The following is a 13837-nucleotide window of genomic DNA, read 5'->3' as shown; positions in this document are numbered from 1 at the left end:
GATAAGCGCAGCGCCATCAGGCAAACCGCACTAATTAATCGTCAAAACGGGAAAGCGAGAAGGGCGCCAGGTTAAAGGTTTCTGGCTGTGACTGCGCGAATCGCGTGGCGATTTCACCCAGCACGGTCGCGAACTTGAACCCATGACCACTCAACCCGCCAATCAGTAAAGTATTTGGCTGACCGGGTAGCGTATCGATAATGAAATCTTCATCCGCGGTGTTGTCGTAGGTGCAGGCGGCACCGTGCAAACAGCCGCCAATACCGGGCAGAATATTACGCAGGAAGCTGAAAGCCTCAGAGCCATCGGTGGCGACGGTACCGAACGGTTTGCGCCCTTGTGGCGTATTGATTAGCTGGCCGCCATTATGCTTGCCGATTTTAAGTTCATTCTCAACCGCCGGGAAACCGTAGAACTGATCGCCATTCGGCAACTCCCCCGTAAACGCCGGGAAGTTATTTTTGCGGCTGTAGCGCCCATCGGCCTGGAACCAGGCAAACACTTTCCTAACCGGTTGTATTGGCAATTGTGGGTAGAGCTGCTTAACCCAGGTACCGGCGCTGAGCAACAGTTTCTTCCCTTCAAAGCGGCCTTCTGACGTTTCTATCGCGACTCCGTTAGCGTGATGTTCAATTGCGGTGACAGGGCAATTGAAGAGCTGCGCGCAACCCGCTTCCTTTGCCAGCGCGATCAATGTTTTTACCGCCAGCTCGCTTTTCAGCACGCCAGACGCGGGCTCAAAGATGGCCTGATAGTCTTCGGGCACCTGAATTTCAGGCCAGCGGGCCATTACGCCTGCGGCATCCAGTCGTTCTACATCAAGGCCAAATTTTTCCGCACTCTCCGCCACGGTGGCAAGAAAGGTTGAATCTGCCGGGCCAAAATTCACCACGCCGCTACGTTCGAACAGGTCTTCACCGCTGGTGGCGGCCAGCGCGTCCCACAGCTGCTGCGCGCGCAGCACTAGAGGAACATATTTTTCGCCTTCACCATACGCGTGGCGAATCAGACGCGTGTCGCCGTGGTGGCTGCCTTCGGTATGAGGCGGCATGTGGGCATCGGTCATCAGGACATTCAGTCCCGCTTTACGGGCGTAGTATCCGGCAGCCGCCCCGACGGAGCCACTGCCGACAATGATTAAGTCATATTGCATAGCGCTTCCTGGAATTGTTTTTTGATAAGCCGCATCAGCATGCAGGATGATGTGTATAGCAGGGTAATTAACAAGCCAGCCTGATACAAGCCTGAAAATAAAGAAGGCACCCGAAGGTGCCTGTTTGATAATTATTCGTATCAGCACTAATGCCTGCGATACTCATTCGCCTGGTAATCGCCGGATTCAATTTTGGCGATGCCCGCCTCTAATATAGAAATAAATTGACGAGCGACATCGGTTGTTAACCAAAGCGTTTGACCTATTTCAGCTTCTTTCTTGCTCGATTCATTGGGGTCTTGGTAGTGCAGGCGCAGCATCAGCGCATCGTAGCTATCAACGGTGCTGATGTCCCATCCAACGAGGGGATGGGTCTGGATGACTTCATTATTCTTTTCCATCATAACCCCTTATATCTTTGTTAAAAGGCAACAACTCTCGAGGTTCAATGCAGGTTTTTTTCGAAGCTTTTTCAGTATACCAACAACTTACTTAATATTCGAGATTTTAAATAAAATGCAACACAAATTCCTAAAGTACGCGTTTTGTTGCGCAATAAATCACCATTGTGGCTGAGATTTTATTAATGGAATAAGAATAAGGCCAAAAAGAAGCGGGGCGGCGAGAAATAAAAAAGCCGGGGCGACCCGGCAAAGAACACAATGGGGAGCAAATTAGTCGGTTATGAACCAGTCATCCGCGCTTTCCCAGGTCTCCTGGAGAATTTCGCTGATCCGGTCTTTGTCTTCTTTAATGCCACCGATAACCGAAAGGTTATTTGCCGATGCGTAGCGTACCGAAACGGTGCCGCCGCTATCCGGAAACTGATTGTTAATTCGTCGGGAGAGTTCACCCGCCAGTGCGTCAAGCGCGCCAGCGGGGAGGGTTGTGGTTTTAGCAATAGTCACTTCAATGCGCATGGTTGCCCCCTGTATGTGTACTGTATATTTATACAGTTAAAGCAAAAAACTTACAACAGGGAGCGTGCGATTTATTTTTTTACCGTCCAGCGTACGGTTTCACCGGCGAGGAAGGGGATCAGGGCATCGTCAGAAAGGGCAATACTCTCAACCACCTGGCTCTCTTCACGTACCAGCTCAACGGTAGACTCATTCACCGGCAGGCCATAGAAACGTGGGCCGTTCAGCGAGGTGAAGGCTTCGAAGTGCTGTAGCGCATTCATCTCTTCAAAGACGGTGGCATAGCTACCGAGCGCGGTGGGCGCATTAAAGCAGCCTGCACAGCCGCAGCTGGCTTCTTTGCGATGACGTGCATGCGGCGCGGAGTCAGTCCCGAGGAATGCGCGCTCGAAGCCGCTGGCGACCAGTTCGCGTAGCGCCTGCTGGTGGATATTACGTTTGAGGATCGGCAGGCAGTAAAGATGTGGGCGCACGCCGCCAACCAGCATGTGGTTGCGGTTGAACATCAGATGCTGCGGGGTGATTGTCGCAGCCAGCAGTTCATTGCCCTCACGTACATAATCTGCCGCATCTTTGGTGGTGATGTGTTCAAACACGACTTTCAGCCCCGGCAGACGCTGGCGCAGTGGCTCCATAACCGTCTCGATAAAGCGTGCTTCGCGGTCAAAAATATCGATGTCGGCGTGAGTGACTTCACCGTGAACCAGCAGTGGCATTCCGAGTTTTTCCATCCGCTCCAGCACCGGCATAATCGCATCGATACTGGTGACGCCGTGGCTGGAGTTGGTTGTCGCGTTTGCCGGATACAGCTTAGCTGCTGTAAATACGCCTTCCTGAAAACCGCGTTCCACTTCATTCGGATCGAGGGAGTCGGTGAGGTAACAGGTCATCAGCGGGGTAAAATCGTGGCCTGCCGGAACGGCATCCAGAATGCGCTGGCGGTAGCTGATGGCCGCTTCCACGGTGGTGATAGGCGGCACCAAATTTGGCATGATGATCGCACGACCATAGAGCTCGCTGGTATAAGGCACGACGGTTTTCAGCATCTCGCCATCACGCAGATGGATATGCCAGTCGTCTGGGCGGCGAATTTTCAGAACTTGCGGTAATGCGGTCATGGGTGTGCTCCGGCCTGGTGGGAAATCAGTCATTAGGGCTGTTTTTTGCCGGGCACTAAGGATAAACGTAAACGTTTTCCTTTGCACTCCTTTCTGTAAAAAAAAGACGCCCGACGAAAATATCCGCCGGGCGTCTTTTTTACGATGTTAATCCGTAAACGGGATGATAATTTGTCCTGGTTTTACCTCAATGCCTTTCGCATATTTTTTAGCCAGTGCTTCGCCTTTGCTGGCATCTTCTTTCAGCACGTAAGCCGGTTGCTGATTAAAGTAATTGCGCAGTGACTGGTTCAGATAAGGCACTAAAGTTTGCACCACCGATTGCATTTTCTCCGGGGTCACTTTGGCATCGACCACTTCCATCTCCTGCAGGAAAATCGCACCTTTCTCTTTATTGAAGACTGGTAACGCCTTCAGTTTCAGGTCAATGGTCGCTTTCTGGCTGCCAAACAGCGAGTTTAAATCCAGTTTAGCGTCACCGGTGAGGGTGACTTTATTCGGCTCTTCACGGCCAATGGCGCTGGTGAGATTATTCAGCACGATGTGCGCGTCGGCCACGCCGGGCAGGCCAATATCTTTCGAGAAATTATTGTGCTTTTGCAGCGCCTGATTAATTTCCTGTTCACTCACTGTGTATTGCGTCAGTTGATTACAACCCGCCACCAGGCCGCCAACGATCAGTGCGGCAATGACAAAAAATTTCTTCATGAAGTTCCTCAATATGATGCTGTGCTGTAATCCTGTCCACAGGCAGCTTGCGCTTTCAGTCGTGATTATGACAGCGGAAAATACTGAAAGTGCCATCTCTTCTTTCTTAGGATGAGATTCTACTGATGGCCTGCGTGAATTGCAGGCCATCAATTGCGCGGAATAAAAGGGCTAAAGGCGGGGTTCAAGCATACCGGAGGCGGCGCGTTTAGGGCTGAACTGCCACCATAAGGCAACAAACGTGATGATGCCGATAAGCCCCAGCATCGCCCACGGCAGTTCCGGCTGGTTTAGCGCTTTCCCGCTATCGAACAGCCAGCCGCCACCGGTGTAGCCGAGTGCGCCGCCAAAGGCAAGCCCCAGACGGCTGAAGCCCATGTAGCTGCCGCGCGCGCGGGCATTGGCCAGATGTGCGCTCAGCGTTTCACGTGCCGGTTCCGCAATAATCGAACCGATGTAGAACGTACAAATTAACGTGAACAACTGCTGTAGCGAGGTTGCCAGACCAATCGGAAACATGGAAACCGTCATGATCAGCAGGCCCGCCATCAGACGCTGCTCAAGGCGAAAACGTTTTTCGCTCCATCGTGCGATAGGGTAGAGCAGCGTCAGCGACAGCGCCGCTTCGATGGCGTACATCCATTTCACGGCAGAAGGCGATCCTGCGATATCGTTCACCATGATTGGCAGCATCAGCATCACCTGTACCGCCAGCATGTAGTAACCGGTGAGGGTTAATACATAGGTGACAAAACGTTTATCACGCAACACCTGCGCAAGCCCTTCGCGAACTGGCGTTCTCACGGTAGAAAGTTTCCATGCCGGGAGGTAACAGGCGTTGAAGATAGCGCACAGAATGAACAGCACCGCGCCCGCGCTACACACCAGACGGAAGTCATATTGCAGCAGCCAACTGCCCATTAACGCGCCGATGACCGCGCCAGCACTGTCCTGCATCATCAATATCGAGAAAAAACGGCCACGATGCGCCGGACGCACCAGCTTCACCACCAGGGCGGAACGCGGCGGATCGAATAGCGTGCCGCCAAGCCCGGAAAGCAAACAAGAGAGCCACAGCACCCACGGCTCGTGCGCGACGGCCATAATGGCAAAACCGCCCGCGCGCATCAGCATGCCGGTCACAATCATCGGTTTGGCGCCGAAGCGGTCCGCAATCGCGCCGCCAAAAATACCCAGACCTTGTTGAATTAACTGGCGCAGACCGAGCGCAATCCCGACCATTAATGCCGCCCAGCCCATCTGATCAACAAAACGGATTGAGATCAGCGGAAAGACGACAAAAAAGCCCAGCACAACCAGCATGTTATCGACTAAGAGGAAATATTTACCCAGGCTCCTTGCCTGCGATACGCGGGACATTTCCCCTCCAGGGGAATAAAAAGAGATGAACATCTCCATTCTGCCGGGTCGCTTCACCTTTTCCCATATTGCCAGCGACAATATTTTTTTATCAAAATGCTGCTTTGATTGAGCTTGTTTATCGAAATCGCGATCGGGGTATGAAAAAAGGTATGTTGCTGTTTTCACAGACCCCCTGTGGACAGGTATAGTGAGTTAACCCGGGTTATTATTCAGGTACAGGAGTAAGAGATGTTTGGCTATCGCAGTAACGTGCCGAAAGTGCGTTTGACAACCGATCGTCTGGTTGTGCGTCTGGTCCATGACCGTGATGCATGGCGTCTTGCCGATTATTACGCAGAGAACAGGCAGTTTTTAAAACCCTGGGAGCCCATCCGTGACGATAGCCACTGTTATCCTTCCGGCTGGCAGGCTCGCTTGTCGATGATTAATGAATTTCATAAGCAGGGAAGCGCGTATTATTTTGCGCTGCTCGACCCGGAGGAGAAGGAAATTATTGGCGTCGCCAATTTCTCTAACGTGGTGCGCGGGTCGTTCCACGCCTGCTACCTTGGTTACTCGATTGGGCAAAAGTGGCAGGGGCAGGGGCTGATGTTTGAAGCGCTGACCAGCGCTATCCGCTATATGCAACGCACCCAACATATTCACCGCATTATGGCTAACTATATGCCGCACAATCAGCGCAGCGGCGATTTACTGGCGCGGCTGGGGTTTGAAAAAGAGGGTTATGCCAAAAACTATTTGCTGATTGACGGCGAATGGCGTGACCACGTATTGACTGCACTCACGACACAAGAATGGACAGCCGGTCGCTAAGGAGAAGAGATGAAATATGAGTTAAGCCCGCTTGAAGCGCGTGTGATTGGCTGCCTGTTGGAAAAACAGGTCACCACACCCGAGCAGTATCCGCTGTCGATTAATGGCGTAGTGACGGCCTGTAATCAGAAAACCAACCGCGAACCGGTGATGACGCTCAGCGAGTCTGATGTACAGGATCTGCTGGATACGCTGGTCAAACGCCACTATCTGCGCACGGTCAGCGGCTTTGGCAATCGCGTGACCAAGTATGAACAACGTTTCTGTAATTCTGAGTTCGGCGATTTGAAGCTTTCCAGCGCTGAAGTGGCGCTGGTGACTACGCTGTTACTGCGCGGTGCGCAAACGCCGGGTGAATTGCGTGGCCGCGCGCAGCGGATGCATGAATTTAGCGATATGGCAGAAGTGGAAGCCACGCTTGAGCGACTGGCTACGCGGGATGATGGCCCGTTTGTGATGCGTTTGCCGCGCGAACCTGGCAAACGCGAGAGCCGCTATATGCACCTTTTCAGCGGGGAAATGGAAGTACTGGCCCAGGTCGCCGATGATGTCGCCCCGGCGGATGACGATCTCCGCGCGCGCGTTGATGCACTGGAAGGCGAAGTGGCGGAGCTGAAACAGCGCCTGGATTCCCTGCTGGCGCATCTCGGAGAATAACGATGGCAAAATTACGCGTAGGCGTGGTTGGGCTGGGCGGGATCGCGCAGAAGGCGTGGCTTCCGGTACTCAGCGCCGCCACCGACTGGACGTTGCAGGCGGCCTGGTCGCCGGGTAAAGAGAAGGCGCTGAAAGTGTGCGAAACCTACCGCATGCCGTATGCGGACTCGTTAGCCTCACTGGCGGCGCAGTGCGATGCTGTGTTTGTCCACAGCGCAACGGCGTCTCACTATTCGGTGGTCAGCGAACTGCTGAATGCGGGCGTGCACGTCTGCGTCGACAAACCGCTGGCGGAGAAACTAAGCGATGCCGAGCGTCTGGTCGAACTGGCCGCGCGCAAGAAGTTAACGCTGATGGTGGGTTTTAATCGCCGTTTCGCGCCGCTGTATCGTGAGCTGAAAGGCAATCTCGCCAATGCGGCGTCGCTGCGGATGGATAAACACCGTACCGACAGCGTCGGCCCGCACGATCTGCACTTCACGCTGCTGGATGATTATCTGCATGTGGTCGACACCGCGCTGTGGCTGGCGGGCGGTAATGCGCCCTTAAGCAGCGGCACGCTGCAAACCACAGACGACGGTGAGATGCTCTACGCTGAGCATCACTTCAGCCATCCAACGCTTAGCGTCACAACCAGCATGCATCGCCGCGCCGGGAGCCAGCGCGAGTGGGTGCAGGCGGTGACGGACGGCGCGCTGTATGACATCACCGATATGCGTGAGTGGCGAGAAGAGCGGGGCGCAGGCGTGCTCACCCGTCCCGTACCCGGCTGGCAGACCACGCTTGAGCAGCGCGGATTCGTCGGCTGTGCGCGCCACTTTATCGAATGCGTGCAAAATCAGACGGTTCCGGAAACCGCTGGCGACCAGGCGCTGATGGCGCAACGCATCGTAGAAGCGCTGTGGCGCGAGGCCGTTGATGAATAACCTGCTGTAACATCTGGCAGTAGCAATTCATCCCGAACCCGGTAGACTAACGCCTCTTCAGGCTCCTGCCTGTAAACCGCAGCCCGGCAATCGCGCCGGGCTGTTGCAGGCATTTTGCTTCCGGTTGTGGAATAACACGTTAATGAATCTATTAAAATCGCTGGCGGCTGTCAGCTCGATGACCATGTTTTCGCGCGTGCTGGGTTTTGCGCGTGATGCCATTGTGGCAAGGGTTTTTGGCGCAGGAATGGCGACTGATGCCTTCTTTGTTGCGTTCAAACTGCCTAACCTGCTGCGCCGTATTTTTGCCGAAGGCGCGTTTTCTCAGGCTTTTGTGCCGATTCTCGCGGAATACAAAAGCAAGCAGGGCGAAGACGCGACCCGCGTATTTGTCTCGTATGTTTCCGGTTTATTGACGCTGGCGTTAGCGCTGGTGACGGTCATTGGCATGCTGGCGGCACCGTGGGTTATCACGATTACCGCGCCGGGCTTTGCCGATACGGTGGATAAATTTAATCTCACCTCACAGCTGCTGCGCATTACCTTCCCCTATATTTTGCTGATCTCACTCGCCTCGCTGGCGGGGGCTATTCTTAACACCTGGAACCGCTTCTCGGTGCCTGCGTTTGCGCCGACGCTGCTTAACGTCAGTATGATTGGCTTTGCGCTGTTTGCTGCGCCGTATTTCAACCCACCGGTGCTGGCGCTGGCGTGGGCGGTGACCGTAGGCGGCGTGCTCCAGCTGGCGTATCAGCTGCCGCATCTGAAAAAAATTGGCATGCTGGTACTGCCGCGCATCAATTTAAAAGATGCGGGCGCGATGCGCGTGGTGAAGCAAATGGGGCCGGCTATCCTTGGCGTCTCCGTCAGCCAGATTTCCCTGATCATCAACACCATTTTTGCCTCTTTCCTGGTTTCCGGTTCCGTTTCGTGGATGTACTACGCTGACCGTCTGATGGAGTTCCCGTCCGGCGTGCTGGGCGTGGCGCTGGGGACGATTCTTCTGCCGTCGCTGTCGAAAAGCTTTGCCAGCGGTAATCATGATGAATATTGCCGTCTGATGGACTGGGGGCTGCGTCTGTGCTTCCTGCTGGCGCTGCCGAGCGCGGTGGCGCTGGGTATTCTGGCGAAACCGCTGACCGTATCCCTGTTCCAGTACGGTAAATTCACTGCGTTTGATGCGGCGATGACGCAGCGCGCGCTGGTGGCCTATTCCGTCGGCCTGATGGGGCTTATCGTGGTAAAAGTACTGGCACCGGGATTCTATTCTCGTCAGGACATCAAAACGCCGGTAAAAATTGCCATTGTGACGCTGATTATGACCCAGCTGATGAACCTCGCGTTTATCGGCCCGCTGAAACACGCGGGTCTGTCGCTGTCGATTGGTCTGGCGGCCTGCCTGAACGCCAGCCTGCTCTACTGGCAGTTGCGTAAGCAGAAAATCTTTACCCCACAGCCGGGCTGGAGCAAATTCCTGGTGCGTCTGATTGTAGCGGTGCTGGTGATGGCAGCGGCATTGCTGGGAATGATGCACATCATGCCTGAGTGGTCACAGGGGACCATGCCGGTGCGCCTGTTACGCCTGATGGCGGTGGTTGTGGTGGGAATTTTTGCCTACTTCGCCACGCTTGCGGTGTTGGGTTTCAAAGTGAAAGAGTTTGCACGCCGGACGGCGTAATAAGATGCGGCGGCGGGAGCGTGATGGTTCCCGCCGTCCTGATTGCAGTTAGACGGTAAATTTCTTGCCGCTGCGCGGTTGTCCCGCCGTTTGCCCATCCTTGCCATACAATCCCGTCTCCTGAAAAGGCTTCAGCACGTCCAGCGCCTGCTGGTTACGGGCGATTTGGCCTTCCAGCAACCAGCCGTTGTGCTGATTGAGGTCACGCAACTGCTGCGTTTTCTGCGTAATGTTCAGCCAGCGCGAAGCCACGTCATCGTCATTGGCGCAACGCTGCGCTTCCTGCTCTACGCGACGCTGTTGTTCCAGATAATCGAGCGCCGCCAGCAGCGAGCTTTTATCTTCTGTTATGCGCTGCAGCAGGCTTCCGTTCACGCTTCCGGCAGAAAGCTGCTGTTGCTCGGCATCCATCACCTCTTTCAACGAGTTCAGGATAGCGGTCATTTGATCCAAAATATCGGGCAGACGACTCATGCGGTTAGTTACTCTGTAGATAATTCTGCGTTTCCTGAATCAACGCATCAGCAATTTTACCGGTATCCATTTTTAGCTCACCGTTGCGAATAGCGGTTTTCAACGCTTCCACGCGATCCAGATTGATATCACGCGTATCTGATTGCGTCAGGGTCGTTTGTGCGTCACTCAGTTTGACACTGGTGCTGTTAATCTCAGCGTTTTTTTCCACACGCGCTTTCGGCGTCTGGGTTTCGTTTGGTTCGCGAGCCTGTACCGCGTTAACAGGATTCAGAGGCGATGTACGTTCAATGCTCATGTGCTTTCCTCATGGAGGCTTATGATGGCGCGGGGATTGCCATTTTCATTTGTTAATACTTTATCGGCAATCGCCGCACTTTCTTTATCACGATTATAGGTTAATCAGAACATTCCCATCCGTATTCACTTCGCCGCTGACCACCTGGCCTGAGGACATACGCACGCGTGCGTTTTGCGCCACGGCGGCGTTATTCAGCGCCTGACCTTCACTGTTGACGCTAAAACCGTCGCCTTTCGCGATGACCTGGACGCGTTGCCCTGCTTTTACCCGCCAGGCGGCGCGAATCATGGTCAGCTGTAACGCTTGTCCGGCGGCAACATCGCGCAGGCTGACTGCATCCTGCGCCTGATTGATGTCCAGCATCGTGCGTGGCGGCAACTGATCCAGACGACCACGTTTCAGGGCGACCGATTGCGCATTCAGCACGGTGCCACGCACAATCGGCCCGGCGGCGACCACATAATTGCCCGTGGCCTGCACCGTCACCTGCAAATAGCGTTTCTCATTACCGCAGCGCGCCACCACGTTCAGGTTCCCCCAAAGCCGGGCATTGCCTGGCGTACTGAGCACCGGTTGCTCACAGGAGGGCAACATCGCGAGCGGGCTACGCAGTTGCACCATCACCTCATCACTTAACCCTTCCAGCCTTTGGCTGAAAAATGTCGACAGCTGGCTTTGCAGATCCTGCGCCAGGGTGAACGGGCTGGCGAGCAGTAAACACGCGGCCAGCGAGGTAGTGAGCTTTGGCATCGAACACTCCGTCAGAGAGGGTAGTGTGAGTATTTTACGCATCCGCCGCTGACATCAACGGAATAAATAGCGACGCATATTGCGTTTATTCCGGCGATAACGCGCGCATAAGGCGAATTAAGCTGTCGGCTGGAATTTTGTCATCTGCGGAGGAGCCATGCTCGATAAACTCGACGCCGCGCTGCGTTTTCAACAGGAAGCCCTGAATCTGCGCGCTGAGCGCCAGGAGATTCTGGCCGCCAATATCGCCAACGCCGATACCCCTGGGTATCAGGCGCGCGATATCGATTTTGCCAGTGAAATGAAAAAAGTGATGGAGCGAGGACGGGCTGGCACCAACGGCGTGGCGCTGTCGCTCACTTCCGACCGTCACATACCCGCACAAAACCTCTCATCTGCTGCCACTGATTTGCTCTACCGCATTCCCGATCAGCCCGCGCTGGACGGGAACACCGTCGATATGGATCGCGAGCGCACGCAGTTTGCCGACAACAGTTTGCAGTATCAGACCGGGCTAACGGTATTGGGTGGGCAAATCAAGGGGATGATGAGCGTCCTCCAGCAGGGGAATTAATACATGGCTTTACTGAATATTTTTGATGTGGCGGGTTCCGCACTCACCGCGCAGTCCAAGCGGCTGAACGTGGCAGCCAGTAACCTGGCAAACGCCGACAGCGTGACCGGCCCGGATGGCCAGCCGTATCGCGCAAAACAAGTCGTTTTTCAGGTGGATGCGCAGCCGGGGGCGGCAACGGGCGGGGTCAAAGTTGCCGATGTGATTGAAAGCCAGGAGCCCGACAAGCTGGTCTACCAGCCGGGTAATCCGCTGGCGGATGCGAAGGGCTATGTGCGCATGCCAAACGTTGATGTAGTCGGCGAGATGGTCAATACCCTGTCGGCCTCGCGCAGCTATCAGGCCAACGTCGAGGTGATGAACACCGTGAAAAGCATGATGCTCAAAACCCTCACGCTGGGTCAATAACGGAGAGAACAATGTCCATTGCAGTGAACGTTAATAGCGCCAGCGCGACCAGCGCAACCAGTACCAGCGGGTCGCTGACCAGCAGCAGCGCGGATGATTTACAGAACAGTTTCCTGACGCTGCTGGTGGCGCAGCTGAAAAACCAGGACCCCACCAACCCGATGGATAACAGCCAGCTCACCAGCCAGCTGGCACAAATCAGCACCGTAAGCGGTATTGAGAAACTCAATACGTCGCTGGGTTCCATTTCCGGGCAAATCGACAGCAGCAAATCATTGCAGGCGTCATCGCTGATTGGTCACGGCGTGATGATCCCCGGTACTACCGTGCTGGCGGGCAAAAACAGCGATGGCGACGGCACGGACACCACACCGTTTGGCGTTGAGCTTGAGCAGGCGGCCGACAAAGTGACCGCCACGATAACCGACAGTAACGGCAATGTCGTCAAAACGCTGGATATCGGCGCGCTGACCGCAGGCGTGCACACTTTTACCTGGGACGGCACCGGCACGGACGGCGCTGCGGTGGCGGATGGCGCGTACAACGTCAGCGTTACCGCCAGCAGCGGCACCACGCAACTGGTGGCGCAGCCGTTGAAATTTGCGCTGGTGCAGGGGGTGACGCTGAGCGGCAATGGCAACCAGTTGGATCTCGGCACTTACGGCACCACCACGCTCGACGAAGTTCGTCAGATTATTTAATTCAGGAGTGAATCATGGGCTTTTCCCAAGCAGTCAGCGGCATGAATGCCGCGTCCAGTAATCTTGATGTTATCGGCAACAACATTGCTAACTCCGCAACCTACGGCTTTAAATCAGGCACCGCCTCGTTTGCCGATATGTTTGCCGGTTCAAAAGTGGGGCTGGGGGTGAAAGTCGCCGGGATCACCCAGGACTTTACCGACGGTACCACCACCAGTACCGGGCGCGCGCTGGACGTCGCCATCAGCCAGAACGGTTTTTTCCGCCTCACCGACAGTAACGGTTCTGTTTTCTATAGCCGTAACGGCCAGTTTTCCCTCGATGCCAATCGTACGCTGGTGAACTCTCAGGGCTTGCAGGTGACCGGTTATCCGGCGTCCGGCACGCCGCCAACCATTCAGCAGGGGGCGAATCCGACAGCGATTACCATCCCGAACTCGCTGATGTCGGCAAAGACCACGAGCACAGCAGCGATGCAGGTCAACCTTAATTCGACGGATGCTAAGCCGAGCGTTACGACCTTCGATCCGGCTAATGCCGACAGCTACAACAAAAAAGGCACTATCACCGTTTATGACAGTCAGGGTAATGCCCATGACATGAACGTGTATTACGTGAAATCCGATGATAATCAGTGGGATGTTTATACTCAGGATTCCAGTGTTACTGGTGCTGACGCGGTTAAATCGGGGCAGATGACGTTCGATAAGAGCGGTGTGCTGGAGTCAGTTCGCCCTTATGTGAACGGTGTGCTCGGTACGGCGGATGCGAATTCGCAAATCCCGATTGAGGTCGCTGCGCTTAACGGCTCTGCCGCCGGTTCTTTCTCCCTGAGCTTCCTCAACTCCATGCAGCAGAATACCGGTGCCAACAACATCGTCGCCACTTCGCAGAACGGCTACGCGCCGGGCGATCTGGTGAGCTATCAGATTAACGAAGATGGCACCGTGGTCGGGAACTACTCCAACGAACAGAGCCAGCTGCTCGGTCAAATCGTACTGGCAAACTTCGCCAACAACGAAGGTCTGCAATCGGAAGGCGATAACGTCTGGTCTGCCACCCAGTCATCCGGCGTGGCGCTGCTGGGCACCGCGGGTAGCGGTAACTTCGGCAGCCTGACCAACGGCGCGCTGGAAGCCTCTAACGTCGACCTCAGCAAAGAGCTGGTCAATATGATTGTCGCCCAGCGTAACTATCAGTCCAATGCGCAAACCATCAAAACCCAGGATCAGATCCTGAACACGCTGGTTAACCTGCGTTAATCCCGATAAGG

General features: G+C 54.9%; 17 protein-coding genes. 8 read left to right on the top strand and 9 right to left on the bottom strand.

Features of this window, described 5'->3' with window-relative positions:
* Positions 1-34: 34 nt before the first annotated feature.
* From solA to mdtH, 6 genes are all read right to left on the bottom strand, one after another.
* A complete protein-coding gene (gene solA / locus ACWWFX_RS15730) occupies positions 35-1153 on the bottom strand; it encodes an N-methyl-L-tryptophan oxidase (RefSeq protein ID WP_473224211.1) in 1119 nt (372 codons plus the stop codon).
* Between the two features lie 146 nt (positions 1154-1299).
* Complete coding sequence (gene bssS / locus ACWWFX_RS15725; RefSeq protein ID WP_015964888.1) at positions 1300-1554, bottom strand: biofilm formation regulator BssS; 255 nt, start codon at positions 1552-1554, stop codon at positions 1300-1302.
* 273 nt (positions 1555-1827) lie between these two features.
* The gene (gene dinI, locus ACWWFX_RS15720) at positions 1828-2073 is read right to left on the bottom strand and encodes a DNA damage-inducible protein I (protein WP_276220226.1); all 246 of its coding nucleotides are present in this window, start codon (positions 2071-2073) and stop codon (positions 1828-1830) included.
* Between the two features lie 71 nt (positions 2074-2144).
* The gene (gene pyrC / locus ACWWFX_RS15715) at positions 2145-3191 is read right to left on the bottom strand and encodes a dihydroorotase (RefSeq protein ID WP_473224210.1); all 1047 of its coding nucleotides are present in this window, start codon (positions 3189-3191) and stop codon (positions 2145-2147) included.
* A gap of 147 nt (positions 3192-3338) precedes the next feature.
* Positions 3339-3899 (bottom strand): lipoprotein, encoded by a 561-nt coding sequence (locus ACWWFX_RS15710; RefSeq protein WP_149464674.1) that lies wholly within the window; start codon positions 3897-3899, stop codon positions 3339-3341.
* A gap of 171 nt (positions 3900-4070) precedes the next feature.
* Positions 4071-5279 carry a multidrug efflux MFS transporter MdtH gene (gene mdtH, locus ACWWFX_RS15705; protein ID WP_473224209.1) on the bottom strand — a complete coding sequence of 403 codons (1209 nt, stop codon included), beginning with the start codon at positions 5277-5279 and terminating at the stop codon, positions 4071-4073.
* Between the two features lie 231 nt (positions 5280-5510).
* Between mdtH and rimJ the strand changes: the two genes are divergently transcribed.
* The 4 genes from rimJ to murJ all read left to right on the top strand — a co-directional run bounded on the left by rimJ (position 5511) and on the right by murJ (position 9356).
* Positions 5511-6095 carry a ribosomal protein S5-alanine N-acetyltransferase gene (gene rimJ / locus ACWWFX_RS15700; RefSeq protein ID WP_108475757.1) on the top strand — a complete coding sequence of 195 codons (585 nt, stop codon included), beginning with the start codon at positions 5511-5513 and terminating at the stop codon, positions 6093-6095.
* Between the two features lie 9 nt (positions 6096-6104).
* Positions 6105-6752 carry a YceH family protein gene (locus tag ACWWFX_RS15695; protein WP_473224208.1) on the top strand — a complete coding sequence of 216 codons (648 nt, stop codon included), beginning with the start codon at positions 6105-6107 and terminating at the stop codon, positions 6750-6752.
* A 2-nt stretch (positions 6753-6754) separates the two neighbouring features.
* Entirely contained in the window at positions 6755-7678 is a 924-nt protein-coding gene (locus ACWWFX_RS15690) for a Gfo/Idh/MocA family protein (protein WP_276220222.1), read from the top strand.
* A gap of 142 nt (positions 7679-7820) precedes the next feature.
* Positions 7821-9356, top strand: coding sequence for a murein biosynthesis integral membrane protein MurJ (gene murJ, locus ACWWFX_RS15685; RefSeq protein WP_276220221.1), 1536 nt, complete (start codon positions 7821-7823; stop codon positions 9354-9356).
* Between the two features lie 48 nt (positions 9357-9404).
* On the opposite strand, the gene flgN is transcribed toward murJ, so the two are convergent.
* The 3 genes from flgN to flgA form a co-directional block, all read right to left on the bottom strand.
* Positions 9405-9830, bottom strand: coding sequence for a flagella biosynthesis chaperone FlgN (gene flgN / locus ACWWFX_RS15680; protein WP_276220220.1), 426 nt, complete (start codon positions 9828-9830; stop codon positions 9405-9407).
* Positions 9831-9834: 4 nt separating this feature from the next.
* A complete protein-coding gene (flgM, locus tag ACWWFX_RS15675) occupies positions 9835-10128 on the bottom strand; it encodes a flagellar biosynthesis anti-sigma factor FlgM (RefSeq protein ID WP_149464680.1) in 294 nt (97 codons plus the stop codon).
* A gap of 93 nt (positions 10129-10221) precedes the next feature.
* Positions 10222-10881, bottom strand: a complete 660-nt coding sequence (gene flgA / locus ACWWFX_RS15670) for a flagellar basal body P-ring formation chaperone FlgA (protein ID WP_276220218.1) — start codon at positions 10879-10881, stop codon at positions 10222-10224.
* A gap of 157 nt (positions 10882-11038) precedes the next feature.
* On the opposite strand from flgA, the gene flgB reads away from it, so the two are divergent.
* The 4 genes from flgB to flgE are packed head-to-tail and all read left to right on the top strand — an operon-like array spanning position 11039 to position 13826.
* Positions 11039-11455, top strand: a complete 417-nt coding sequence (flgB, locus tag ACWWFX_RS15665) for a flagellar basal body rod protein FlgB (RefSeq protein WP_276220217.1) — start codon at positions 11039-11041, stop codon at positions 11453-11455.
* 3 nt (positions 11456-11458) lie between these two features.
* The gene (gene flgC, locus ACWWFX_RS15660; RefSeq protein ID WP_015964875.1) at positions 11459-11863 is read left to right on the top strand and encodes a flagellar basal body rod protein FlgC; all 405 of its coding nucleotides are present in this window, start codon (positions 11459-11461) and stop codon (positions 11861-11863) included.
* A gap of 11 nt (positions 11864-11874) precedes the next feature.
* Positions 11875-12564 (top strand): flagellar hook assembly protein FlgD, encoded by a 690-nt coding sequence (gene flgD, locus ACWWFX_RS15655; RefSeq protein WP_473224207.1) that lies wholly within the window; start codon positions 11875-11877, stop codon positions 12562-12564.
* Positions 12565-12578: 14 nt separating this feature from the next.
* Positions 12579-13826, top strand: coding sequence for a flagellar hook protein FlgE (flgE, locus tag ACWWFX_RS15650; RefSeq protein WP_276220215.1), 1248 nt, complete (start codon positions 12579-12581; stop codon positions 13824-13826).
* The last annotated feature ends 11 nt before the right edge of the window (positions 13827-13837 follow it).

It is taken from the genome of Pseudocitrobacter sp. 2023LY-00077 (assembly GCF_055796175.1).
Note: the sequence above shows the minus strand (reverse complement) of the source record. Positions and strands in the feature narration are given on the sequence as shown.

What these genes read in the sequence shown, in the direction of transcription:
- rimJ (WP_108475757.1), top strand. Translation starts at nt 5,511, where the DNA reads ATGTTTGGCTATCGCAGTAACGTGCCGAAAGTGCGTTTGACAACCGAT.
- pyrC (WP_473224210.1), bottom strand. Translation starts at nt 3,191, where the DNA reads ATGACCGCATTACCGCAAGTTCTGAAAATTCGCCGCCCAGACGACTGG.
- flgM (WP_149464680.1), bottom strand. Translation starts at nt 10,128, where the DNA reads ATGAGCATTGAACGTACATCGCCTCTGAATCCTGTTAACGCGGTACAG.
- bssS (WP_015964888.1), bottom strand. Translation starts at nt 1,554, where the DNA reads ATGGAAAAGAATAATGAAGTCATCCAGACCCATCCCCTCGTTGGATGG.
- ACWWFX_RS15710 (WP_149464674.1), bottom strand. Translation starts at nt 3,899, where the DNA reads ATGAAGAAATTTTTTGTCATTGCCGCACTGATCGTTGGCGGCCTGGTG.
- mdtH (WP_473224209.1), bottom strand. Translation starts at nt 5,279, where the DNA reads ATGTCCCGCGTATCGCAGGCAAGGAGCCTGGGTAAATATTTCCTCTTA.
- dinI (WP_276220226.1), bottom strand. Translation starts at nt 2,073, where the DNA reads ATGCGCATTGAAGTGACTATTGCTAAAACCACAACCCTCCCCGCTGGC.
- ACWWFX_RS15695 (WP_473224208.1), top strand. Translation starts at nt 6,105, where the DNA reads ATGAAATATGAGTTAAGCCCGCTTGAAGCGCGTGTGATTGGCTGCCTG.
- flgA (WP_276220218.1), bottom strand. Translation starts at nt 10,881, where the DNA reads ATGCCAAAGCTCACTACCTCGCTGGCCGCGTGTTTACTGCTCGCCAGC.
- ACWWFX_RS15690 (WP_276220222.1), top strand. Translation starts at nt 6,755, where the DNA reads ATGGCAAAATTACGCGTAGGCGTGGTTGGGCTGGGCGGGATCGCGCAG.
- flgD (WP_473224207.1), top strand. Translation starts at nt 11,875, where the DNA reads ATGTCCATTGCAGTGAACGTTAATAGCGCCAGCGCGACCAGCGCAACC.
- flgE (WP_276220215.1), top strand. Translation starts at nt 12,579, where the DNA reads ATGGGCTTTTCCCAAGCAGTCAGCGGCATGAATGCCGCGTCCAGTAAT.
- solA (WP_473224211.1), bottom strand. Translation starts at nt 1,153, where the DNA reads ATGCAATATGACTTAATCATTGTCGGCAGTGGCTCCGTCGGGGCGGCT.
- flgC (WP_015964875.1), top strand. Translation starts at nt 11,459, where the DNA reads ATGGCTTTACTGAATATTTTTGATGTGGCGGGTTCCGCACTCACCGCG.
- murJ (WP_276220221.1), top strand. Translation starts at nt 7,821, where the DNA reads ATGAATCTATTAAAATCGCTGGCGGCTGTCAGCTCGATGACCATGTTT.
- flgN (WP_276220220.1), bottom strand. Translation starts at nt 9,830, where the DNA reads ATGAGTCGTCTGCCCGATATTTTGGATCAAATGACCGCTATCCTGAAC.
- flgB (WP_276220217.1), top strand. Translation starts at nt 11,039, where the DNA reads ATGCTCGATAAACTCGACGCCGCGCTGCGTTTTCAACAGGAAGCCCTG.